This window comes from Arthrobacter sp. TE12231, assembly GCF_054062895.1.
Genome location: NZ_JBSSFS010000001.1, coordinates 80,917 through 102,816 on the forward strand (window position 1 = coordinate 80,917; position 21,900 = coordinate 102,816).

23 protein-coding genes are annotated in these 21,900 nt (G+C 67.3%); 7 read left to right on the forward strand and 16 right to left on the reverse strand.

Translation table 11 applies throughout. The annotated features are described in order from the left end of the window. Positions 1-95: 95 nt before the first annotated feature. The 6 genes from ACVWYS_RS00335 to ACVWYS_RS00360 form a co-directional block, all read right to left on the reverse strand. Complete coding sequence (locus tag ACVWYS_RS00335; RefSeq protein WP_456509172.1) at positions 96-659, reverse strand: NUDIX domain-containing protein; 564 nt, start codon at positions 657-659, stop codon at positions 96-98. A gap of 196 nt (positions 660-855) precedes the next feature. Further along, positions 856-1,620 (reverse strand): ABC transporter permease, encoded by a 765-nt coding sequence (locus ACVWYS_RS00340; protein WP_456509173.1) that lies wholly within the window; start codon positions 1,618-1,620, stop codon positions 856-858. Then, on the reverse strand, positions 1,617-2,447 hold the full coding sequence (locus ACVWYS_RS00345; RefSeq protein WP_344360750.1) for an ABC transporter ATP-binding protein: 831 nt from the start codon (positions 2,445-2,447) through the stop codon (positions 1,617-1,619). The genes ACVWYS_RS00340 and ACVWYS_RS00345 overlap by 4 nt, the downstream gene beginning before the upstream one ends. Before the next feature lie 25 nt (positions 2,448-2,472). Continuing rightward, on the reverse strand, positions 2,473-2,838 hold the full coding sequence (locus tag ACVWYS_RS00350; RefSeq protein ID WP_116767868.1) for a DUF1048 domain-containing protein: 366 nt from the start codon (positions 2,836-2,838) through the stop codon (positions 2,473-2,475). Positions 2,839-2,840: 2 nt separating this feature from the next. Beyond that, positions 2,841-3,191 carry a PadR family transcriptional regulator gene (locus ACVWYS_RS00355; protein ID WP_456509174.1) on the reverse strand — a complete coding sequence of 117 codons (351 nt, stop codon included), beginning with the start codon at positions 3,189-3,191 and terminating at the stop codon, positions 2,841-2,843. A 152-nt stretch (positions 3,192-3,343) separates the two neighbouring features. Continuing rightward, positions 3,344-3,823, reverse strand: a complete 480-nt coding sequence (locus ACVWYS_RS00360; RefSeq protein WP_456509175.1) for a MarR family winged helix-turn-helix transcriptional regulator — start codon at positions 3,821-3,823, stop codon at positions 3,344-3,346. A gap of 123 nt (positions 3,824-3,946) precedes the next feature. Between ACVWYS_RS00360 and ACVWYS_RS00365 the strand changes: the two genes are divergently transcribed. The 6 genes from ACVWYS_RS00365 (at position 3,947) to ACVWYS_RS00390 (ending at position 10,591) form a co-directional block, all read left to right on the forward strand. Continuing rightward, positions 3,947-4,906, forward strand: coding sequence for an SDR family NAD(P)-dependent oxidoreductase (locus ACVWYS_RS00365; RefSeq protein WP_456509176.1), 960 nt, complete (start codon positions 3,947-3,949; stop codon positions 4,904-4,906). A gap of 2 nt (positions 4,907-4,908) precedes the next feature. Beyond that, positions 4,909-5,802 (forward strand): amidohydrolase family protein, encoded by an 894-nt coding sequence (locus tag ACVWYS_RS00370; protein ID WP_456509177.1) that lies wholly within the window; start codon positions 4,909-4,911, stop codon positions 5,800-5,802. A 1-nt stretch (position 5,803) separates the two neighbouring features. Further along, positions 5,804-7,015, forward strand: a complete 1,212-nt coding sequence (locus ACVWYS_RS00375; RefSeq protein WP_456509178.1) for an acyl-CoA dehydrogenase family protein — start codon at positions 5,804-5,806, stop codon at positions 7,013-7,015. 50 nt (positions 7,016-7,065) lie between these two features. Then, the gene (locus tag ACVWYS_RS00380) at positions 7,066-7,521 is read left to right on the forward strand and encodes a MaoC family dehydratase (RefSeq protein ID WP_091563445.1); all 456 of its coding nucleotides are present in this window, start codon (positions 7,066-7,068) and stop codon (positions 7,519-7,521) included. 73 nt (positions 7,522-7,594) lie between these two features. Further along, positions 7,595-8,968: an MFS transporter gene (locus tag ACVWYS_RS00385; RefSeq protein ID WP_456509179.1), complete on the forward strand. Its 1,374-nt coding sequence runs from the start codon at positions 7,595-7,597 to the stop codon at positions 8,966-8,968. A 42-nt stretch (positions 8,969-9,010) separates the two neighbouring features. Next, positions 9,011-10,591, forward strand: a complete 1,581-nt coding sequence (locus tag ACVWYS_RS00390; protein WP_456509180.1) for an acyl-CoA synthetase — start codon at positions 9,011-9,013, stop codon at positions 10,589-10,591. Between the two features lie 109 nt (positions 10,592-10,700). Here the strand turns inward: ACVWYS_RS00390 and ACVWYS_RS00395 are convergent, their stop codons facing one another. The 3 genes from ACVWYS_RS00395 to ACVWYS_RS00405 form a co-directional block, all read right to left on the reverse strand. Further along, a complete protein-coding gene (locus tag ACVWYS_RS00395) occupies positions 10,701-11,192 on the reverse strand; it encodes a DUF3237 domain-containing protein (protein WP_272914155.1) in 492 nt (163 codons plus the stop codon). Then, complete coding sequence (locus tag ACVWYS_RS00400) at positions 11,189-12,934, reverse strand: CocE/NonD family hydrolase (protein WP_456509181.1); 1,746 nt, start codon at positions 12,932-12,934, stop codon at positions 11,189-11,191. The genes ACVWYS_RS00395 and ACVWYS_RS00400 overlap by 4 nt, the downstream gene beginning before the upstream one ends. A 109-nt stretch (positions 12,935-13,043) precedes the next feature. Beyond that, complete coding sequence (locus ACVWYS_RS00405) at positions 13,044-14,420, reverse strand: MFS transporter (RefSeq protein ID WP_456509182.1); 1,377 nt, start codon at positions 14,418-14,420, stop codon at positions 13,044-13,046. 203 nt (positions 14,421-14,623) lie between these two features. Between ACVWYS_RS00405 and ACVWYS_RS00410 the strand changes: the two genes are divergently transcribed. Next, positions 14,624-15,550, forward strand: a complete 927-nt coding sequence (locus tag ACVWYS_RS00410; RefSeq protein WP_456509183.1) for a PaaX family transcriptional regulator — start codon at positions 14,624-14,626, stop codon at positions 15,548-15,550. Between the two features lie 21 nt (positions 15,551-15,571). On the opposite strand, the gene ACVWYS_RS00415 is transcribed toward ACVWYS_RS00410, so the two are convergent. From ACVWYS_RS00415 to ACVWYS_RS00445, 7 genes are all read right to left on the reverse strand, one after another. Then, a complete protein-coding gene (locus ACVWYS_RS00415; protein ID WP_116767857.1) occupies positions 15,572-16,195 on the reverse strand; it encodes a LysE family transporter in 624 nt (207 codons plus the stop codon). 115 nt (positions 16,196-16,310) lie between these two features. Next, positions 16,311-16,862 carry a dihydrofolate reductase family protein gene (locus ACVWYS_RS00420; RefSeq protein ID WP_456509184.1) on the reverse strand — a complete coding sequence of 184 codons (552 nt, stop codon included), beginning with the start codon at positions 16,860-16,862 and terminating at the stop codon, positions 16,311-16,313. A 194-nt stretch (positions 16,863-17,056) separates the two neighbouring features. After that, positions 17,057-17,557, reverse strand: a complete 501-nt coding sequence (locus tag ACVWYS_RS00425) for a hypothetical protein (RefSeq protein WP_456509185.1) — start codon at positions 17,555-17,557, stop codon at positions 17,057-17,059. 133 nt (positions 17,558-17,690) lie between these two features. Next, positions 17,691-18,929 (reverse strand): MFS transporter, encoded by a 1,239-nt coding sequence (locus ACVWYS_RS00430; protein ID WP_456510264.1) that lies wholly within the window; start codon positions 18,927-18,929, stop codon positions 17,691-17,693. 124 nt (positions 18,930-19,053) lie between these two features. Continuing rightward, positions 19,054-19,935, reverse strand: a complete 882-nt coding sequence (locus ACVWYS_RS00435; RefSeq protein WP_456509186.1) for an SDR family oxidoreductase — start codon at positions 19,933-19,935, stop codon at positions 19,054-19,056. Beyond that, on the reverse strand, positions 19,928-20,914 hold the full coding sequence (locus ACVWYS_RS00440) for a helix-turn-helix domain-containing protein (protein ID WP_456509187.1): 987 nt from the start codon (positions 20,912-20,914) through the stop codon (positions 19,928-19,930). The genes ACVWYS_RS00435 and ACVWYS_RS00440 overlap by 8 nt, the downstream gene beginning before the upstream one ends. Positions 20,915-21,079: 165 nt before the next feature. Then, complete coding sequence (locus tag ACVWYS_RS00445) at positions 21,080-21,895, reverse strand: methyltransferase domain-containing protein (protein ID WP_116767854.1); 816 nt, start codon at positions 21,893-21,895, stop codon at positions 21,080-21,082. Positions 21,896-21,900: the final 5 nt, after the last annotated feature.

Here is a 21,900-nt window from a genome sequence, read left to right on the forward strand (position 1 = left end):
CAGGGGATTGTCCCCGCCCCGGGTATGGCGTACGTGGTCCCATGCCAGAAGGCATCCGGGACGCCGGAGCGGCACACCAATATCCGTTGACAACATCATTGAGATTCCGTCGGGTTTAGCTCCCCGGCTGGTGCCACGCCGAGTCCGAGGTGCCGGAGGAGCGCGTCGAGGATCGGCAGTTGGCCCTTCACCAGCCGGTCCCTGGCTTGTTCTTCCGTGGCCCATTCGGCGTGGTCGATCTCGGGGAAGCTGCGGAGGGCGCCGGATCCCTTGGGCCACTCCAGGGTGAAGGTGTTGCTCACGATGCGGTCGGGCTGAAAGTCCGATTCGGCCGCGTAGACCGTGATGACCTTGCCGGAAGGCTGCCGGAAGTCGCCGAGCCGGTGGTAGTCGGCCGGGGGTGCAGGGGTGCCTATTTCCTCCGCGAACTCCCGGTGCGCGGCCTCCAGCGGGTCCTCGCCGGCGGGGTATTCGCCCTTGGGGACGGACCAGGCGTGGGCGTCCTTGCCGGCCCAGAACGGTCCGCCCATGTGGGCGATCCAGACCTCCAGCGGAGAAGCGCTGCCGTCTTTCGGGGCGCCGGTGTGCGGGGAAGCGCTGCCGGGTCCGGGCGCGCTGCCCAGCCGGTAGAGCAGAATGCCGGCGCTCCGAACGGTCATGGCTCCTCCTGTCCCAACGCTATCTCAACCGGCATAGTCAAAGCGCGTGGCGGGCTGTGGCCTCCCCCCGAAGGCTGGGTCAATCAGGCGGGCCGGCCCCGGTGGAGGAAGAACTACGCGGCCGGGGCCCGGTCCTCAGAGGTAATGGTGGTGGTCCTGAACTGGCGCGGCATTCCGGGACCGCCAGCGCCCGGCCTCAGCTGATCCTGCGACGGTAGATGGCGATCGCGAAGGCGTAGGCGACAACGAGAATGCCGACGAGCCAGGCGAGGGCGATCCAGATGTCGCTGCCACTGGGTTCCTGGGCGAGCAAGGCTCGGATGGTGTTCACGATGGAGGTCACCGGCTGGTTCTCGGCGAACCAGGCGACCGGGCCGGGCATCGAGTCGGTGGGTACGAACGCCGAGCTGATGAACGGCAGAAAGATCAGTGGGTAGCTGAACGCGCTCGCGCCGTCGACGCTCTTCGCGGACAGCCCTGCGATGACGGCGATCCAGGTCAGTGCGAGGGTGAACAGGATCAGGATGCCAGCGACGGCGAGCCAGTTGGCCACGGAGGCGCCGGTCCGAAACCCCATGATCAGCGCGACGCCGATGACGATCGCGACCGCGACAAGGTTGGCTGCCAGGGATGTGAGCACGTGCGCCCAGAGCACGCTTGACCTCGCGATCGGCATGGACTGAAAGCGTTCGAAGATACCGCCCTGCATATCGAGGAACAACCGGTAGGCGGTGTACGCGACGCCGGACGCGATCGTGATGAGCAGGATGCCGGGGAGCATGTAGTTGACGTACGACTCGCCGGATCCGGTGTTAATCGCGCCGCCGAATACGTACATGAACAGCAGCATCAGCGCGATCGGGGTGACGGCGGTGGTCATGATCGTGTCCGGGCTGCGGAGGATGTGGCGCAGCGAGCGGCCGGTCAGGACGCCGGTGTCGCCAAGGACGCGGGTGGTCATCGGGGTGTCTTTCGTGCCGGGACCGGGTCGTTGGTGCGGTCGTCGTCGGTGCGGTCGCCGCCGGTGGCGCCGACGAGGGCGAGGAAGACGTCCTCGAGGGAGGGCTGCTTCTCGACGTACTCGACCGTGGCGGGCGGGAGGAGTTGCTTGAGTTCGCTGAGGGTCCCGTTCTGGATGATCCTGCCTTCATGCAGGATCGCGATGCGGTCGGCGAGCTTTTCCGCCTCGTCGAGGTACTGCGTGGTGAGCAGTACCGTCGTGCCCTGACCGGCAAGTTGCTTGACGGTCTGCCACACCTCGATGCGTGCCTGGGGGTCGAGCCCGGTCGTCGGTTCGTCGAGGAAGACGACCGGCGGGTTCCCGATCAGGCTCATCGCAATGTCGAGTCGGCGTCGCATGCCGCCGGAGTATGTCGACGCCTTGCGGTGTCCTGCTTCGGTAAGTGCGAAGCGGTCGAGCAGTGTGTCAGCGATCGCACCCGGGTTTGTCAGATGACGCAACTTGGCGATCAGCACGAGGTTTTCCCGACCGGTGAGCACTTCATCGACCGCGGCGAACTGGCCGGTCAGGCTGATCGACTCGCGCACGTCGCCGGGCTTCGCGGCGACGTCGAAGCCGTGAACCGTCGCGGTGCCGGCGTCGGCGTTCAGCAGCGTTGACAGGATCCGCACCAGCGTGGTCTTGCCCGCACCGTTCGAACCGAGCAACGCGAAGATGCTCCCCGCACTCACGGTGAAGTCGACGCCCCGCAGAACGTGCAGGTCCTTGAATGATTTCTCGATGCCCTGCACCCGGATCGCGGGTTCGAGGGCCTGCCCGGTGGTCATATCCGGTTCTCCGTTCCCGGTGCGTTCACACGCCGTCGGCGGCGGCCTGATCGATGGCGTCGGTCAGGCGCTTGCGCTCCTTGTTGATCCACTGGCCGTCGGAGTAGTTCTGGATGAAGGTGTCTGCGAACTCCACCGGGTCATCCCCGACGATGTCGCGGATGGGGGTGCCGTCGACGGCGGCCCGCTCGATCAGGTCTGCGAGGTCCTCGAGCATCTGCATGAGCACATCGCCCTTGACGATGGACCCGGCGTACATGAAGTAGCGCTCGAGTCCGTCGATTGCGGTTCGATAGCTGGCGGGGAGTTGTTCTTTTCGATCCTTGTACCGGCGCCAGCGCTTCTTGTCCTCGAATGATCCCGTGATCTTTTCGATCCATCCTGCGGCCATGGTTACTCCCCTTCGTTTTGTGGGTGTTCTATGTCGTGGTGGAGCTGTTCGATCCGCATTTGGAGGAAGCTCCAAGTCCTCCAGAACTCTTCGAGGTACTCGCCGCCCAGTGCGTTGAGGGAATAGACCTTGCGGGGCGGCCCTTTCTCGGACGGGACCTTCGCCACGTCCACGAGGCCGCGCTGCTCGATCCTGACCAGCAGCGCATAGACGGTGCCCTCGACGATGTCGGAGAAGCCCTGCTCGCGCAGCCGCGCCGTGATCTCGTAGCCGTATGCCGGCTGCGCGGCCAGGATCGCGAGGACGATGCCCTCGAGCGTGCCCTTGAGCATTTCGGTCATCTGCTTGCCCATGGAACCCTCCCTACAGCTACTCGGTGTTACTGACTACCACTAGATAGTAACACTGAATAGCGACCTGACAAGGGGTGGCAAGGGGTGGATTCAGCGCATCCGATTGCGGTTTCCGGCGCCCGGGCGAATGGGCGTGCGCCGTGCGGGGCGGATCAGGCCGCCGGCCCCCATAAAGCCTTGCGTAGCAGCCCCTTGAGGGCCGCGATCTCGGTGTCGCTGAGGCCGGCCAGGGCTGCGGATTCCGCCTCCCGTGCCGCAGCCTCGGCTTGCCGGAAGACCGCCGCGCCGTCCACGGTCGCGGAGACGATCTTGGCGCGCCGGTCCTGTTTTCCCGGCGCGCGGATCACCAGGCCGCGCTTCTCCAGCTCATCAATCAACGCGACGATCTGGCTGGGATCCAGGCTGAGGAATTCGGCCATCTCCCGCTGGGTGGGCTCCAGCTCACTGGTGGCCAGGGCCAGCACCGAATAGGAGCGCTCCTTGAGTCCGAATCCGGCCAGCGCGCGGTTGTTCAGGACCGAACCCGCGGCATGCAGTTTGGCCAGGAGGAAGCCCGCATCCCGGCTGATGGTTGCCGCCATGAGCTTCTCTGCCGGGACGGTGCCCGGCGCGTCGTCAACTTCTGTCGGCATGCCAACTCCAATGGTCCAAAAAATAAATCATTGACTTTTTCAACTATCCATATTTACATGGATGTAGACCAGCATCCCACGCCGCAGGGTCGGATGCACGCGGCAGCTAGCAAAGGAGCGGCAATGAGCCTGTCAGGAAAAGTAGCAATCGTCACCGGAAGCGGACGGGGCCTCGGCCTGGCCTACGCCCGGGAGTTGGCCCGCCAGGGCGCCGCCGTCGTTATCAATGATGTCGACGCTGCGGTGGCTGCCGAAGCGGTCCGGGTTATTGAGTCCGACGGCGGCCGGGCGGCCGCCGTCGTTGCCCCGGTGGGCAGCTCCGAGGTGGCCAAACAGCTCGTGCAGGCAGCCGTTACGGAGTTCGGCCGGCTGGACATCCTGGTCACCAACGCCGGCATCCTGCGGGACAAGAGCCTGCTGAAGATGACGGACGAGGACTTCGACGCCGTGATCAACGTTCACCTCAAGGGCACCTTCACCTGCGCCCGGGAAGCCTTCGGCTACTTCAAGGAGAACGGCATTGCCGGCCGCATCATCACCATCGGTTCACCGACCGGCCAGCGCGGCAACTTCGGCCAGACCAACTACGCCGCCGCCAAGGCCGGCATCGTGGGCATGGTCCGCACGTGGGCCCTGGAAATGAAGAAAGCCGGCGTCACGGCCAACGCCGTCATCCCCGTGGCCGCCACCGCCATGACCAAAACCGTCCCGTACTTCCAGAAGGCCGTCGAGGCCGACGAGCGCGGCGAGGCCATGCCGGCGTTCTTCCGCCACGACCTCGGGTTCGGCACGGCCGACGACGTCGCCGGCCTCGTGGCGTTCCTCGCCTCCGACGCGGCCGCGGGAATCACCGGCCAGGCGATCGGCGCCGGCGGCGACCGGCTGCAGCTCTGGACCCACCCCGAGGCCGCCGCCACCGAATACCGCGAGGGCGGCTGGGGCTACCAGGATCTCGTGGAAAACTTCGGGAAGCTCTTCGGCGACAAGCTGCAGAGCGTCGGCGAAGAGTTCCTGCCGCTGCCGGAGGAACTGCAGCCAGCAACGGCTCAGCCCGAGCCCGCTGAGCCGGCGAAGGTCGGCTAGCCATGGCCGCCACACGCTATGAACTGGGCATCGACGCCGCCTCGCTGGATGCGATCGACATGCACGTCCATCTCGAGGTGGACGGCCACGGCCACGAATCCCTGCCGCCGGCACTCACGGAAGCCTCCGCCAAGTACTTCAAGGCCGAGGATCGGACCCCGTCGCTGGACCGGATCGCCGAGGTCTACCGCGAACTGAACATGGCCGCCGTCGTCTTCACCGTCGACGCCCGGACCCAGCTCAAGCACGAGCCCAACAGCATCCCGGAGCTTATTGCCGGGGCGGCACGGAATAACGACGTCCTGATCCCGTTCGGCAGCGTGGACCCGCGCACCGGCGCCGAGGCCATCCAGGGCGCCAAGCACCAGGCAATCGACCTCGGCGCGCGCGGGTTCAAGTTCCACCCGAGCCTGCAGGGCTTCGACCCCTCCAACGAGCAGTTCTACCCGCTCTGGGAAATCCTGCAGGAACTGCGCCTGCCGGCCATTTTCCATACGGGCCAGAACGGCATGGGCGCCGGGCTCCCCGGCGGGTACGGCATCAAGCTGGCCTACTCAAACCCGCTCCTGCTCGACGCCGTGGCCGCGGACTTCCCGGAACTGCAGATCATCATGGCCCACCCCTCGGTGCCGTGGCAGGACGAGGCCAACTCGATCGCCACGCACAAGTCCAACGTGTTCATCGACCTCTCCGGCTGGTCCCCGAAGTACTTCCCGGAGTCCCTCGTCCGGATGGCCAACTCGGTCCTGCAAGACAAGGTCCTGTTCGGCACTGACTTCCCGCTGATCACTCCGCAGAAATGGCTGGGCGCCTTCGCCGACCTTCCGCTCAAGGACGAGGTGCGGACCAAGATCCTCAAGGACAACGCCGTCCGCCTGCTCGGGCTGGGAGGCTGAGATGTCAGTGACGACCGAAAACCAGACCAGGCTCTACGGCGTCTGCGACTACTACGATGCCGAGTCCCTCCTCACCGCGGACGAGCGCCGCGTGCTCGGCAGGCTGCGGGCCTTCCTCGATGAGAAGGCGAAGCCGCTGCTGGCCGACTACTGGGAACGCGGCGAGTTTCCGGACCAGCTGGCGCGGCCGCTGATCGAACTGGACCTCATGGAACCCGCCGAGCTCACGACCGACAGACCCGCCCGGGGGATCTACCAGGGTTTCCGGATCTTCGAACTCGCCCGGACGGACGCCTCGCTGGCCACCTTTTACACCGCCCAGGCCGGGTTGTTCCGGACCGCCATCAGGGTCGGCGCCTCCGCGGAACAGCAGGCCGAGTGGATGCCCAAGGTCATCGACTTCTCGCTCAAGGGCGTCTTCTCGCTGACGGAGCCGGAATCCGGCTCGGACATCGCCGGCGGTCTAGCGACCACCGCCCGCCGGGAGACCGGCCCGGACGGCGACACCTGGGTCCTCGACGGCGCCAAGCGCTGGATCGGCGGCGCCGCCACGGCCGACGTTCTGGCGGTGTTCGCCCGCGACACGGCCGACGGGCAGGTCAAGGCCTTCCTCGTGGACCGTGACGCGGCCGGCGTGACCCTGGAGAAGATCCACCGCAAGACGGCGCTGCGGATGATGCAGAATGCCCACATCACGCTCGACGCCGTCCGGGTTCACGAGGCCAGGCGGCTGCACAACGTGAACTCCTTCAAGGACGTGGCCGCGATGCTGCGGGCCATGCGCTCGGACGTCGCGTGGATCGCCACGGGCATCCAGGCCGGAGCCTTCGAAGCCGCGCTGCGCTATGTCACCCAGCGGCAGCAGTTCGGCCGCCCGGTGGGCTCCTTCCAGCTGGTCCAGGAAAAGCTTGCCCGCATGCTCGGCAACCTCACGTCCTCGCTCTCCCTGGTGGTCCGGCTGACCGAACAGCAGGACAAGGGCATCTACCGCGACCAGGACTCCGCCCTGGCCAAGATGCACACGTCCCTGCTAATGCGCGAGACCGTGGCGCTCGCCCGCGAAGTGGTGGGCGGCAACGGCATCACGCTGGACACCGACGTCGCCAGGTTCCATGCCGACGCCGAGGCCGTCTACTCCTACGAAGGCACCCACGAAATCAACGCCCTGATCGTCGGCCGCGCCCTCACCGGCGAAAGCGCCTTTACACGCTGACCGCGCCGCCGTCATCCATCAACCCATCCCCATCAGCACAGGAGCCAAAGATGCCCAACCTCGTCGTCGACTTCGACAAACTGCTCACCCTCGCCGGCACCGACCTCGGTGTCACCGACTACCGCGAAATCACCCAGGAACAGATCAACAAGTTCGCCGATGCCACCGGTGATGACCAGTGGATCCACGTGGACCCGGAACGCGCCAAGGACGGCCCCTTCGGCGCCCCGATCGCCCACGGCTTCCTCACCCTCTCGCTTATCATCCCGTTCTGGGGCGAGCTGTTCGACGTCGAGGGCGTCACCACCAAGGTCAACTACGGCCTCGACAAAGTCCGCTTCACCTCTCCGGTGAAGGTGGGCTCGCGCATCCGCATGCGGGCCACCATCGCCGAGGTCACCGAAGTCAAGGGGGGCGCCCAGATCAAGGTCGCCAACACGATCGAGATCGAAGGCCAGGAACGCCCCGCCGTCGTCGCGGAGTTCCTCGCCCGCTTCTACAAGTAAGCCGCTACGGGCGCCACACCACTCTCCGTCCCATTCCTCTGCACCCCATTCCTCTGCACTTAAAGGAACAACGATGTCCCAAATTTCGCAGTTGCAGGCCCTGGACGCGGGTACGCGTCGCCGTGAAGCACGGACCGTTATCGCCTCCAGCTATCTCGGCAGCACCATTGAGTATTACGACTTCCTGCTCTACGCCACGGCCGCCGCCGTGGTCTTCCCGAAGGTGTTCTTCACCGGCATGGACGAGTGGGTGGGGGTGGTGGCCGCCTACGGCACCTTCGCCGCAGGCTACGTGGCGCGGCCCCTCGGCGGCATCATCTTCGGCCACTTCGGCGACCGGCTGGGCCGCAAAAACATGCTGATCATTTCGATGCTGGTCATGGGCATCGCCTCCACCCTGATTGGGCTGGTGCCCGGCGCCGCGGTGGCCGGAGCCTGGGGCGCCGTGATGCTCGTGTTCCTCCGCGTCTGCCAGGGCATTGCCGTGGGCGGGGAGTGGGGCGGCGCCGCGCTCATGGCGCTTGAGCACTCGGAGTCGGGCAAGCGCGGCTTCGCGGCCTCGTTCGTCAACGCCGGCGCCCCCACCGGCGCGGTCCTGGGAACCCTTGTCATGGGTGCCTTCGCGGCCCTGCCCAATGACCAGTTCCTGGCCTGGGGATGGCGCGTGCCGTTCCTGCTGTCCTTCGTCCTGCTGGGCGTCGGCATGTTTGTCCGGCTCAAGGTCACCGAAAGCCCCATCTTCAAGGCGGCACTGGAGCAGGAGCAGGCCGAACGGGCAAAGACCGAGACGGCGCCGGGCACAGTCCCGGGCGGTGCGCCGGTGCGCCGCGAGATTCCGCTCCTGCAGGTCCTGCGCCGGCCCAAGACGCTGATCTTCACCATGCTGGCCGGCGCCGCGGGGTTCGCACTCCAAGTGGTGCTGGCGACGTTCTCCGTGACCTATGCCGTGTCCAAGGGCGCGGACCGGCAGGGCGTGCTCTATGCCTTTGCCGCAGCTTCCTTCGTGTCCATCGCGTTCGTGATCATGGGCGGCCGGCTCTCCGACAAGCTGGGCCGGCGGCCCGTGATGATCGGCGGCCTGGTGCTCTTCATCCTCTACCTCACGCCGATGTTCCAGCTCCTGTCCTCGAACAACATCGGGCTGATCTTCGTGGCCTTCGCAATCGGCCTCATGATCCACTCCACCCTGTTTGGCCCGCTCGCGGCCTTCGTGTCCGAGCAGTTCGGCACCACCTCGCGCTACACCGGCGCCTCGCTGGGCTACCAGCTCGCCACCCTCCTCGGGGCCGGATTCACGCCGGGCATCGTGGCACAGATATTCAAGGATTCCGGCCAGAACACCGCCGCCGTGGTCTGGTACCTGGCCATCATGTCCGTCGTGTCGATCGTCTTCATCCTGCTGACCCGCGAGCCGAAGAACAACGATCTGCAGACTGTCCGGTCCTAACCCGGTCCCCGCGTACTACCGTCTAACTAGAAAGGATTTGCCGTGGAGAATTTTGGCATCGGCTCGTGGCTGCAACGGCGCCGCCCGAAGTCGGGCACCAAGACCGCCGTCATCACCGGGGACAGGGAGCTCAGCTACGTCGAACTCGCGGACCGGTCCGCCCGGCTCGCCAACGCCCTCCGGGACCGCGGCGTGGCCAAGGGCGACCGCGTGGCCTACCTCGGCGAAAACGATCCCTCCTTCCTGGAGACTCTGTTCGCCGCCGGCCTGGCCGGGGCGGTCTTCGTCCCGCTGAACACCCGGCTCGCGCCGCCCGAAATCCAGTTCCAGCTCCGGGACAGCGGCGCCGTCCTGCTGGTCCACTCGGCGGCGTTCGCGGAACTCGCGGAACGCGGCTCGGCGGGAACCGCGGTGGGCGGGCGGATCGTCGTCGACGATTCAGCGGTGCCCGGCACGACAGTTCCCGGGAAGACAGGGCCCGACGGCGGAACCGTCGTGGAAGCCTTTGAGGCCGTGATCGCGTCCGGCGCGGCGCTGCCGCCGGACGAGCCCGTGGGTCTCGAGGACGCCGCCATGATCCTCTACACCTCCGGAACCACCGGAAACCCCAAGGGTGCGCTCCTGACGCACGGCAACATCACGTGGAACTGCGTTAATGTGCTGGTCGACTTCGACTTTGCCTCCACGGATGTGGCCCTCATGATCTCCCCGATGTTCCACGTCGCCTCCCTCGATATGGGCGTCCTGCCCACGCTCCTCAAGGGCGGCACGGTGGTCCTGGAAGCCAAATTCGATCCCCGCCGGACGCTGGAGCTGATCGAGCGGCACCGCGCGACGACCATCAGCGGGGTGCCCACCACGTATCAGATGCTGTGCGAGCACCCGGACTGGGACACCACGGACCTCAGCTCGCTGAACAAACTGACGTGTGGCGGGTCCGCTGTGCCCCTGCGGGTCCTGGAAGCCTACGAACGGCGGGGGCTGCGCTTCTCCAACGGCTACGGCATGACCGAGACGGCCCCCGGCGCCACCACCCTGCCGGCCGCACGGTCCCGGGACAAGGCGGGATCCTCCGGCCTCCCGCATTTCTTCACGGACGTCCGGGTGTCCGATCCCCTGGACCCGGAGGCTGGCCACGCCGCACCGGGGACCGTGGGGGAGATTCAGATCAAGGGGCCCAACGTTATCCACGAGTACTGGAACCGGCCCGAGGCCTCGGCCGATTCCTACACCCCGGACGGCTGGTTCAAGTCCGGCGACATGGGCCACAAGGACCCGGACGGTTTTGTGTTCATCTCCGACCGGCTCAAGGACATGATCATCTCCGGCGGGGAGAACATCTACCCGGCCGAGGTGGAGCAGGCGATCGCCGAGCTGGACGCCGTCGGAAGCGTCGCGGTGATCGGCGTGCCGGACGAGAAGTGGGGCGAGGTGCCGCGGGCCGTGGTGCTGCTGCGGGAGGGCGCACGGCTCACGGAAGAGCAGCTGCGCTCGCATCTGGAGGGCAGGCTCGCGCGGTACAAAATCCCCAAGTCGGTGGTGTTCGTGGCGGAAATGCCGAGGACGGCGAGCGGCAAAATCCGGAAGGCCGATCTGCGGAAACTCACGCCCGGCCACGTCTGACAGAGAGCAGGACTCCCGGCGGACAGCACGAAGCCGGAGGCTGCGGTGACGCAGCCTCCGGCTTTCCTTGTGCCCGGCGAGGCCGGCGGCCACTAATCCCCGCGGCCCGTTAGTCGACAGTGAAGATGCTGATGACCACCTGGCCGGGCTGCCGGACGCCCGTCCCGAGCGTAAGGCGCGTGTTCAGCCAGTCCAGGGCGGGGGAGGCGGTGGTGAGCCGCGGCCAGCAGCGGAAGTAGATCAGGGACGGGTCGACGGCGACGCCGGAGTTCAGCAGTTCGATGTCCCGGGCCGAGCCGTGCCGGAGGGCCGTGTTGTGCACGAAGATCCGGTGGCCGTCGTCGGTTTCCAGCACGTACCGGGCGTCGAGTTCCGTCAGGGTGGGGCCGCGGAGGAACTGGTAGTCGGCGCCGCCGGGCAGGACGCGCCCGTTGAGGGAAGGCCCTCGGACGGTTCCGCCGGTGATAGGAACCATTCGGCGGTGGCCCTCCGGCGTGGGCCCGACCTCCACCGGCTCCCCGACGCTCACGGACACCTCCGTCAGGAAGGAAAGTCCGGGAGGGAAGGGCAGTCCCGGCGGTGCCGGAGGAGGGGCCGTCACAGGATGCCGGCCGTCAGCCGGCTCGGGTGGCCCTCGCCGAACAGGACGGACTGCCGGGCAACGATTGTCTCGGCGGAGTCGTAGGCGAGCTTGCCCGTGTTGAGGTTCCGGTCCCAGCGCGGATGGCAGCTGGACGTGATCTGCACGCGGAGCCGCTCGCCGGGCGCAAAGGTGTACGCCGTCTGCCAGAGACTGACAGTGTATTCATACGGCTTACCGGGTGCGATCGGGGAGGGCTCGTGGCCGGGCTCCCAGAGCCCGTTGCCTGCGTAGCTGTCCCGCCAGGACGCACGGATGATCCCATCGGCCAGGCCCAGGGACGTGCCGTCCGGGGTGACCCGGCAGAGGCGCACCACGAAATCGGTGTCGACGGCGGAGGACGCGGCGAAGAAGGTGGCGCTGACCTCGCCGAAGATGGTCACGGGTGCGTCGAACGGCGCCGTCGTGAAGGTCAGGACGTCGTCGCGCGCCTCGACGGCCTGCTGGTGCGCCGGCCCTGCCGGGACGGAGCCGTGGATCATGGTGGCCCCGCCCGCCGTCGGGACGGGGTCGAGGGGATCGTAGGCGTAGCTTTCCTGCCCGGCGGCGCCCGGCACATCCCCGAGGGACCCGCCGGCGCCCAGGAACCACGAGCGCTGCCGGGACGGGGCCGGAAGTTCCTCGAAGCCGTACCACCGGTTTTCCCCCATGACGTACAGCAGGACCGGCGGCACCTGGCGCAGCCCGTCGGGATCGCCCTTGAGGACGGCATCGAACCAGGCCGTCTGGAGTCCGGACAGATCGCCGAGGCCGTTCATCACGCCGGCGGCCGCGTTGAGCCCGAAGCTGACTTCCGGGTAGACCCCGGAGAAGTTGGTGTGGGTCCACGGGCCGATGATGAGCCGCGGCGCGGCCGCGGGATTGGCGCGGCTGTGCTCGAGCTGCATCCGGTAGTGCGCGAGCGTGCTCGGGGCAAAGATGTCGAACCAGCCGCCGATGTGCAGGGTGGGCATGTCCACCGGCGCGGCCGACGCGGCGTCCCATACGCGCGTGAAGCCGCTCCCCGGGTTTTCTCCGGCCGAGGGCAGGACGTGGCGCCTCATGAAGGTGCCGAGCCTTGGGGACAAGTCCCGGAGCGGCAGTGTGCCGAAGGCCGTGGCGTCGGAAAACGAGCGGTCGAGGTCCAGCCACGATTCCATTTCCTTGGCCCGGAGCTCGGGGTCATCGGGGAACTCCCGGAGCAGCTCATTGGCGGCGATGGAGGCATGGCCCCACGTGAGGCGGCTGCCGAGCTCGAACGCGCCGCCGCGGTAGAGGGAGCCGTTGTTTGCGTTGGCTCCTGCGGAGATGCCGGGGGCCAACGCGGCCAGCCCGGCGGGCCGGCGCGAGGCCGCGCGCCACTGGGTTTCGGCGAAGTATGACCGCCCCCACATGCCCACCACGCCGTTGGAGTACGGCAGCCGCGCTGCCCACTCGACTGTGCTGGCGCCGTCGGACGCCTCATTGACGGAGGGGTCGAACGTTCCGCCGGAACCGAAGCGCCCGCGGCAGTCCTGCAGGATCACCACGTAGCCCGCGGCGGCGACCGTCGCCGGGTTCAGGTAGGCGGAATTGACGGCAAGGTCCCTGCCGTACGGCGTCCTGGTCAGCAGGACCGGGCAGGGTTCTCCGTCCGCGGGTCGGTACACGGTGGAGCGCAGGATGGTGCCGTCGGGCAGCGGTGTCTCGACGTCATGGTCAATAAGCACGGGGCGGGGTGTCACGGAAGGGTCCTAACGTGGAACGGAGATGCGGATAGACATGCCGGGAGGGGCCGGGGCGCGGTGCACGCGTCCCGGCCCCTTCGGGTGAGTGGCGGGTGAGTGGCGGGTTTTAGGCAGGGGTGCCGGCCGATGCCTTGGCGCCGAGGGCCTCGGTGGGCACCTGGTAGGTTTCCTTGACCCAGATCGCGGTGACGGCCGCGGAGACCAGGCAGCAGGCTGCCGTGAAGGCCGCCACCGGGACCCAGCCGACGGGGCCGGGCTGGACAATGGCGGCCGCAATTGCCGGGGCGAAGCCGGTGACGACGAGTCCCAGCTGCGAGGCCGTGGCGGCGCCCGTGTAGCGGATCCGGGTGGGGAACATTTCGGCCGTCATGGCCGGCCCCAGCGGGTTGACCATTCCGTAGCCCACGGTCATGAAGAGGATGCCGCTGGCGAAGATCAGCGGGATGACCCCGGTACTGATGGACCAGAAGTAGGCGAAGGCGGCCACGGCACAGATGATGTTGCCGGTGATGAAGACCGGCTTGCGGCCGATCCGGTCGGCCAGAATACCGGCGTAGGGCTGGGCGATGATGCCCAGGGCGGCCGTGGCAATGGTGACCCCGAGCATGGCGGCGGAGGGGACGCCGAATTTTCCGGTCGCATACGCCAGTCCGAAGGCCGCGAAGACCGAGGACACCACGCTCCAGAGCCCAAAGAAGATGACTTTGACGATGGTGCGCCAGTGATCGCGCAGGACCACCTTGAGCGGCAGTTCCTGGCTGGCGCCTTCCTCCTTCGCGGCTTCGAAGACCTCGGATTCGGGCAGCCGCAGGCGGATGTAGAGGCCGACGGCGACCACCAGGATGCTGGCGAGGAACGGCAGCCGCCATCCCCAGCTGAGCAGGTCTTCCTGCGGGAGGAGAGACACTGCGAGGAAGGCCAGGGAGGCGAGCATGATCCCGGCCACGGCGCCGGTGTTGACCCAGCTGCTGTAGAAGGCCCGCTTGTTGCTGGGCGCATGCTCCATGGTCATAGTGACAGCGCCGACGGACTCTCCGGCCGCGGAGGCGCCCTGAAGTGCGCGCAGAATCACCAGGAGGACTGGGGCGGCGGCGCCGATGGCGGCCGCCGGCGGCAGGCAGCCGATGAGGAAGGTGGCCACGCCCATGACGACGAGCGTCAGGACCAGCATCTGGCGCCGACCGAGGCGGTCGCCAAAGTGGCCGATCACGCTGGCCGCGAGGGGCCGGACGACGTAGCCGATGCCGATGGTGGCCATGGACAGGATGGTGCCGAGGGCGGGATCGATGCCGGGGAAGAAGATCTTGTTGAAGATCAGGGCCGACGCCGAACCGTAGATGAAGAAGTCGTAGTACTCCAGGGTGCTGCCGATGAAGCTGGCGGCGGCGGCACGGCGGGCATGGGTGGTTCCCTCGCGGGAATCGGGGGCCTGTTCCGCGGGCGGCGTCAACGGCGACGGCGGAACGATGGGACCAGCGGTCATTGCGGATCTCCTAGATGGGCAGGCAAATAGCACCTGAAACGGTGAGGCTGGGAAAGATCTGTGGCTCGCATGCTGAGCAGGGCGGCGGGGTCGGCTGTGGCCTCCGTCACCCTGAAAGCAATGTTATGCACTTGGTTCTACGTCCGTCAATCTAAGTGCAAAATAAGAATGACAGTGGATGCGGCTGGCATGATGGAGGCGTGATGAGCGAGCGGCCGGCCTCCGTGCCCGGCATGGACCCGGACCTGGCCATCGACTTTCCGCGGCCGTTGAAGGGGCCGTCCACCCAGCACCAGTTGGTCACCCTGCTGGTCGATTACTGGTTCACCAGCGAGGAATGGCTGCCGTCCCGGCTTATCGCCGCACTGGCCGCCGGCCTCGGGATCACGGGCTCGGCGACGGCGACGGCGCTAAGCCGCCTGGCGTCCCGCGGGGTGCTGGAACAGTCGAGTGCCGGGCGGACCTCGCGCTACCGCATCACCCAGGGCGCACGGAACCGGCTGCGCCAAGGTTTCGCGCAGGTCTCCGCCTTCGGCGAGGAGTCCCGCCACTGGGACGGCAACTGGACCGTCATCGCGTTTTCCATTCCGGAGACGTCGCGGGATGTCCGCGAAATGTTCCGCTCACGCTTGCGTTGGCGCGGATTCGCACCGCTGTTCGGGGCGCTGTGGGTCTCGCCGCGCGACCACTCCGAGGAGCTCGAAAACACCTGCATGGGCTATGGCGTGGACGACTACGTCATCTTCCGCACGGCGGAATCCAGCCTCCGCGGCAAACGGCTCGTCGAGGCCTGGTCGCCACAGGAGTTCAAGGAACAGTACCGTCCGTTTACCGAGAAATTCACGCCTTGGGCGGAGCGCCTCGACGCCGGTACGGTCAGCCCGGCGGAGGCCTTCAGGGTCAGGACCGAGCTGATGGACGCGTGGCGGGCCTTCCCGTGGAGTGACCCTGACCTTCCCGCCGAACTTCTGCCGGAAGCCTGGCCCCGGACTGAGGCCCGGGACCTGTTGGTGCTCCTCTACGACGGGCTCGCGGACGCTGCCACCGCCTACATTGAGGAAGTCGTGGCCCGGGAAGCGCCCGAACTGGCGGCCACCGCGCGGGCGCTGTCGGTGGCTTCGGGGCTCTAAGCCCGTCCGCGGTGACGGTGTCTAGTGGATCGAGGCCAGCAGGACGCCGACGCCGACGAAGAGCACCCCGAACGTCCGGTTCAGGACTTTCTGTCCGCGGGCGTCATGGGTGAAGCGCTGGAAGGACCTGGCCGCCGCCGCGAAGAAGAACCACATGACCAAGATGTCGATCACGATCACGGTGGCGGACAGGACCGCGTACTGCGGCAGCAGCGGCTGCTCCGGCCGGATGAACTGGGGCATGAAGGCCAGGAAGAACACCACGGCCTTGGGGTTGAGCAGGTTGACCCAGAGGCCGCGGCGGAACATGGAGAAGGCCGGCTCATTGCGCAGGGCTGCGGCCTTCTCCTGATCCAGATCCGGTTTGTGCAGGAACTGACGGATGCCCAGATAGACCAGGTAGGCGGCGCCGGCGTAGCGGATCACGTTGAAGGCGAGCGGCGAGCTCGCCACAAGCACTCCGACGCCGAGGGCCACGATCAGGATATGCACCACGAGGGCGGCCTGCTGGCCCAGGATGCCCCAGATGGAACGGCGGAACCCTGAGTTCAGGGAGTTGCTCATGGTGTTGATGGCGCCTGCGCCGGGAGTAAAGCTGATCAGGACGCCGGCGCCGGCCAGGGCCAGCCAAAGGGAGGGTTGCACCAGCCAAGTTTACGGTCCCGGCCGTGACCGGCCGGAACGGACGACGCAGCCGGCCCCGCTAGTTGGCCGGCCCCATTGGCCGGACTGCTTGTCCGCCCCGATGTCCAGCGGGAAGTCAGTCCCCGCGGACACCGTAGCTGAGGATCATGTTTCCTTTGCTGGTCTCCTGAGACTGCTGCAGCACCAGCCGGGTGAGGGGGTCGCCGTCGTTGAAGAGCCGCCGCCCGCTGCCCGCGACCACGGGATGGACGATCAGCATCAAGGTGTCGAGCAACCCGGCGAACAGCAGCTGGCGGACCAGCGAAATGCTGCTAAAGACCCCTATTTCACCGCCGTCGCTGTTCTTCAGGCCCGCCACAAAGTCCTCCAGCTGACCGTCGATGAGCCGCGAGTTTTGCCACTCAAGCTCGCCGGTCAGGGTCCGGGAGGCCACAAATTTGGGCAACTTGTTGATGAAGCCGCCAAAGTCGGCGTCGCTTTCGGCGTTCGGCCAGTAGCTCGCCCACTGCTGGTAACCGACGCGGCCCAGGAGCCCGGTGTCGATCCGGCCCATCATCTCGCTCATCCCGGCGCCCAACTCCGCGTCGAAACTGTCGAATTGCCACAGGAACGGGTCTTCAACCACCCCGTCCACGGAACAGAAAAGGCCGGCCGTCACTTTGCGCATGGGTTCTCCTTACCGATGTGTGTTTCAGTGCACCCTATCCGCAGATCAGGGAGCAGGGAATGGCTGTCAGCAACCTCGTTCGCGACTGCTCCGGACAACGGCGGTGCCGCCGCCCGGAGCAGCGCTTGCCTGCGGTGAGGTGCTGGCTGGCGGGACCGTCCCGTCAGAACCGCCAGCGCGTCGCCCGCCAGGGGTTAGCCGTTGGAAGTGGAGCCGCCCGTGGCGGCATCGTCCGCATCCCCGTCATTTGGGCCTCCATGGCCGCCGGCGCCGGGGCCACCCTGGCCTTGGTCCTGGGTCTCGGTCACGGTGAAGTTCGCATCCAGCAGGACGGTGGCGCGGCTGCCGTCCGCCTTCGTGATGTGGGCTTCGTAGGTGGCGCCGTCGGCGTCGGTCTCCATCCGTTCGATCGTCGCATTTGGCTGGGCAGCCTTCACCGCCGCCTCGACCTTCGTGGCGGTGTCACCGGTGAGGACCTCCTCCGTCTTGCCGTTGGCCTGGTGCGGGCCGCCTTGGCCTCCCGTGCCGCCGGGCATGCCGTAGCCGCCGTTGCCGTCAGGGGCCGCGGTGCTCGACGAGGAGGACGTGCCGGTGCCGTCGTCGGCCACTGCGGGGATGGCCGCCGCGCCGATGGCGCCGCCGCCGATCACCGCGGCAAGCAAGATGCCGGCCGTCGTCTTGTTGATCTGTGCCATGGTGAAACTCCTTTGCTGGGGCCCGGGCATCCGGGCCGGCCGGGGATCCGGCCTGTCCCCAGCCTCTGCGTGGCAGGTATGGCCGCACTTTGGCGGCGCTGTGCCCGTGCTGTGAGTGCAGGTCGCGGACGCGCTACCGAATGGGCATGGTGTCAGAGCACTTGACTGAAGCCCGTGTCTCGCGCGGGCCCGCGGGGTAGCCGCCGCGGCGGCTGGCCATGATGATCGCGAGGGCTGCCGCCGTCGGGATCGCAGCTGCGAACGGCACGAACCGGGCACCGGCGGTGCTGAGGGCCAGAGCGCCGTACCCGGCGCCGACGGCGATGCCCAGTTGAATGGTGACCACCGTCAGGCCGTTGGCCGCATCCTTGTGTTCTCCACCGGCCCGGAGGATCGCTGCCTGGTTGTAGATGCCGATGGCCCCAAACGCGGCTCCCCATACGGTCAGCAGTACGAGTTTGCCCACCCACGTGCCGCCCAGTACGGGCAACAGGGCGAAGGCGCCCGCGAGCAAGGCCACCGCGGACAGCAAGGAGCGCCGTGGATGGGAATCCGCCGTCAGTCCCGCGATCCAGATTCCCACGAGGCCTGCGCCCCCCACCACGGAGAGGGAAATGCCCGTGAAGCTATCCGGTAGCCCGGAGGTCTGGAGGAACGGGGCGATGTACGTAAAGAGCGTGAAGTGCCCAAGGAGCAGGAGCGGCCAGGCCGTGGCCACGGCGATCACGCCTGGCAACTTCAGTGCTCCGCGGAGGGACGGTGCTGCATTGCTGCCCCCGTCCGGAGCAGCGGGGAGCATCCAGACGGCCAGCAAGGCCAAGACACCTCCGACTCCTGCCAGGATAAGGAAGGAGGCACGCCACGTCAGCACCGAGCCCATGAGCGTGCCGATCGGAGCACCGACAGCCAGGGCGATGCTGGTGCCGCTGAAAACTATCGCCATTGCTTTCCCGACCGCGTGCGCTGGAACGATCCGCGCCACGTACGGAGCCATGCCGGACCACAGCATCCCGTGGGCCACTCCGCCGAGAAGTCTTGCGCCGATGGCCAGGCCCAAGCCGGGGCTGGAGGCCAGCAGCACGTTGCTGACCGCGAATGCAACCACTGTCGCGATCAACAACGTTTTGCGGCGGATCCGTCCGCCCAGAAGCCTCGACAGGGGAATTGCTGTGATGACGATGACAGCCGCGTAGGCGGCTGTCAGGGATCCTACGGCCGATTCCTCTACCCCCAGGTCGCGGCTGATCTGCGGCAGCAGCCCGGACGGCAGGAGTTCAGTCGTGACGGCGGTGAAACCCGCTGCGGCCAGAATCAGAAGACCTCCCCACGGCAACCTCGGTGCCGGGGACGATCCCTCAGACACGGCGGGTATCGAACCTGGCTGCGTCGGCGGGGACTGCGGTGATGCGGCAGGCGCGGGTGTTTCGGCGACGAAAGAGTCTGGCGTCAAGGGGTTTCCTCATAGGTCGTGTCCGGCAGGGTGCGGCCGACGGGGGTTAGGCGTCGTCGCGGGCAAGGTTCTTGGAGAGCTCACGGTGGGCATCGGCCTGGGCGAGCAGCTCCTTGGCCCGGGCCTCGAAGACCCCGACGGCGTCGGCACCGGCGGCAAACCGGAGCGGCGGCTCGTCCAGTTCGGCGAGATGGGTCAGGGCGTCGGCGAGCTTGGCCGGGTCGCCGCCCTGCTGTCCGTCCATGCCCTTCCACGCGGTGACCGTCTGCTCGGTCCTTTCGGCGTAGTCCTCGATGGCAGATACGGCATAGCTGGTGGATTCCGGACTGAGCAGCTCCGTGCGGAAGAACCCCGGCTCCACGAGCATGGTGCGGATGCCGAACGGGGCGACTTCGGGAGCCAGCGACTCCGCCCAGCCCTCGAGACCGAACTTCGCCGCCGCGTAGGCAGTCAGGAACTCTCCGCCTGTGATTCCGGCGGTCGAGGAAATGGTGATGAGCAGCCCCGAATGCCGGGCCCGCATGACGGGCAGGACAGCGCGGGTGACGTTCATAGGCCCGAACATGGTGGTTTCGACCTGTGCCCGGAAGTCCTCCGGGGTGATTTCCTCGAAGAACCCGGCGTAGAAATTGCCGGCGTTGTTGACCAAAACGTCGATCTGGCCAAACCGGTCCACGGCAGCCTGCACGGCCGCTTCGGCAGCTGCAGGGTCGGTGACATCGAGCTTTACCGTCAGCAGGTCCTGGTTCTCGCCGACGGCGTGCGTGACCTTTTCTGGGTTGCGGCCGGTCGCGACCACCGCGTGGCCGGCGGCCAGGGCCGCCTTGGCGATGTCGGTTCCCATGCCGCGGCCGGCGCCGGTGACGAACCAGACTTTCTTGGCGGGCACGTTTTCCTTCTCTCCGGTCATGTAGTCCTGTTCAGTCATGTGATGGTTCTGTCTTTCTTGGGTTGGCTGTTTCTGGCTGCGCGTGGGATCGCATCCCAGGGACGGTGGATCCGCCGGCAGGATCGCCGGCAGCAGCTGTATCGGGAGGCGTTGCCGCCCAGCTGGCGAGGAACGCCAGCGCGTGTTCGGACGCGGAGCCTGGCTCCGCCGTAAAGGTGAAGAGGGTCTGTCCTTCATCGCCGGGTAGGTGCAAAGTCTCGTACTGCAGGGACAAATCTCCGGCGACCGGGTGATGGAAGCGTTTGGTCCCTGTGGTGTGGATTCGCACGTCGTGTCCGGCCCAGAGCGCGGCGAACAGATTACTGCGTGTGGTTAGTTCCCCCACCAGCTCGTTCAGAGCCCGGTCGTGCGGGTTCCGCCCTGTTTCCAGGCGGAGCATCGCGACCGTAGCGGCCGCGATCGCTCGCCAATCGGGGTAGAAATCACCTGCGTTCGGATCGAGGAAAAGGTACCGCGCCTGGTTCGGCAGCGGGCCCGGAGTGCCCGGCCCCGACCGCGCGGCGGAGTTGAACACCTCCGCATACAACGCACGGCCCAGCACGTTGGCGGCCAGCACGTCCGAACGGCCGTTCTGCACGAGCGCAACTACGCCGGTCATGGCATCCAGGAGACGCACCACCCCGGGACGGACCCGTTGTTGCGGTGGCCGGCGTGGCGCCCGACGAGCCGGGGTGTTGGCCGTCCGAGCCAGGTCCATCAGGTGCGTCCGCTCGGCCTCGTCCAGCTGAAGGGCAGCGGCCACGGCCTCGAGCACCGCGCTGGAGACGCCGCGCAGGCTGCCGCGCTCCAGCCGCGTGTAGTAGTCCGTGCTCACCCCGGCCAGCTGCGCCACTTCCTCACGCCGCAGACCCGGCACCCGGCGCAGCTCCCCGTAGCTGGGGATCGCGGCCTGCTCCGGGCTTATCTTCGCGCGGCGCGAAATCAGGAACTCACGGATTTCGTCTCTGTCCACACCCAACACGCTACGCAGCCCGGGCGGCCGGTGGCAGTGTCTATCAGACACCCCCAAACTGCTGCCGCGTCAGATTCGGAGTGGGAGCGGCTCGGGCGCGGCGGCCACCCCGGACGGGAAAACCCAGGCCTTCCACCACTAGCCGGGAGTCCGGACCAAGGGACCCGCGACTCAGGCCCGGGCGATGACCTCGCCGTTGGGAATCAGGAACCAGCCGTCCTCAGTGGAGCCCCACCGGTGCCACCCGGCGGAAATCCGGGCCAGGTCAGCCTCGCTGGCAAAGCCGTACTCGAGCGCCTGGTCGGCAAAGGACGAATGCAGCACCCGTTCACCCCACACCCGTGCCTGCCACCGCCGCTGCTGCCCGGTGGCGTAGAGCCAGTTGCTGCTCGACGGCGCCACGTCGGTGAACCCGGCGGCCTGCGCCCAGGACACGAGCCGGCGGCCGGCATCGGGTTCGGCGCCGTTACGGCGCGCGATCCGCTGATACAAGTCCATCCAGTCGTCGAGTTCGGGGATGGCCGGGTACCAGCTCATGCCGTGGAAATCGGCGTCGCGCACCGCCACAATGCCGCCGGCTTTGGCCACCCGGCGCATCTCGCGGAGGGCCGCGACGGGGTCCGTGAGGTGCTGCAGGACCTGATGGGCGTGGACGACGTCGAACGACTCGTCCGGGAAATCGAGGTCGTAGACGTTGCCGGTGGCGAAGTCGACGTTGTCCACGCCGCGCTCGGCGGCGAGGGCCGCTGCCTGGGCGATGATGTCGGGGGAACGGTCCAGGCCCGCGACCCTGCCCGGTGCCACCATCTCCGCGAAGTCGCAGGTGATGCTGCCCGGCCCGCAGCCGACGTCCAGGACGGAGACCCCGGGTGTGAGATGCGGGATCACGAACGCGGCCGAGTTCTCCGCCGTGCGGGAGGCGTGGGCGCGGACCACCGACTCGTGGTGGCCGTGCGTGTACACATCGTCAGGCTGCTGCGCACTCATAATGG

Coding starts and splice junctions, on each gene's coding strand:
- ACVWYS_RS00335 (WP_456509172.1), bottom strand. CDS start 659: ATGACCGTTCGGAGCGCCGGCATTCTGCTCTACCGGCTGGGCAGCGCG.
- ACVWYS_RS00340 (WP_456509173.1), bottom strand. CDS start 1,620: ATGACCACCCGCGTCCTTGGCGACACCGGCGTCCTGACCGGCCGCTCG.
- ACVWYS_RS00345 (WP_344360750.1), bottom strand. CDS start 2,447: ATGACCACCGGGCAGGCCCTCGAACCCGCGATCCGGGTGCAGGGCATC.
- ACVWYS_RS00350 (WP_116767868.1), bottom strand. CDS start 2,838: ATGGCCGCAGGATGGATCGAAAAGATCACGGGATCATTCGAGGACAAG.
- ACVWYS_RS00355 (WP_456509174.1), bottom strand. CDS start 3,191: ATGGGCAAGCAGATGACCGAAATGCTCAAGGGCACGCTCGAGGGCATC.
- ACVWYS_RS00360 (WP_456509175.1), bottom strand. CDS start 3,823: ATGCCGACAGAAGTTGACGACGCGCCGGGCACCGTCCCGGCAGAGAAG.
- ACVWYS_RS00365 (WP_456509176.1), top strand. CDS start 3,947: ATGAGCCTGTCAGGAAAAGTAGCAATCGTCACCGGAAGCGGACGGGGC.
- ACVWYS_RS00370 (WP_456509177.1), top strand. CDS start 4,909: ATGGCCGCCACACGCTATGAACTGGGCATCGACGCCGCCTCGCTGGAT.
- ACVWYS_RS00375 (WP_456509178.1), top strand. CDS start 5,804: ATGTCAGTGACGACCGAAAACCAGACCAGGCTCTACGGCGTCTGCGAC.
- ACVWYS_RS00380 (WP_091563445.1), top strand. CDS start 7,066: ATGCCCAACCTCGTCGTCGACTTCGACAAACTGCTCACCCTCGCCGGC.
- ACVWYS_RS00385 (WP_456509179.1), top strand. CDS start 7,595: ATGTCCCAAATTTCGCAGTTGCAGGCCCTGGACGCGGGTACGCGTCGC.
- ACVWYS_RS00405 (WP_456509182.1), bottom strand. CDS start 14,420: ATGACCGCTGGTCCCATCGTTCCGCCGTCGCCGTTGACGCCGCCCGCG.
- ACVWYS_RS00410 (WP_456509183.1), top strand. CDS start 14,624: ATGAGCGAGCGGCCGGCCTCCGTGCCCGGCATGGACCCGGACCTGGCC.
- ACVWYS_RS00420 (WP_456509184.1), bottom strand. CDS start 16,862: ATGCGCAAAGTGACGGCCGGCCTTTTCTGTTCCGTGGACGGGGTGGTT.
- ACVWYS_RS00425 (WP_456509185.1), bottom strand. CDS start 17,557: ATGGCACAGATCAACAAGACGACGGCCGGCATCTTGCTTGCCGCGGTG.
- ACVWYS_RS00435 (WP_456509186.1), bottom strand. CDS start 19,935: ATGACTGAACAGGACTACATGACCGGAGAGAAGGAAAACGTGCCCGCC.
- ACVWYS_RS00445 (WP_116767854.1), bottom strand. CDS start 21,895: ATGAGTGCGCAGCAGCCTGACGATGTGTACACGCACGGCCACCACGAG.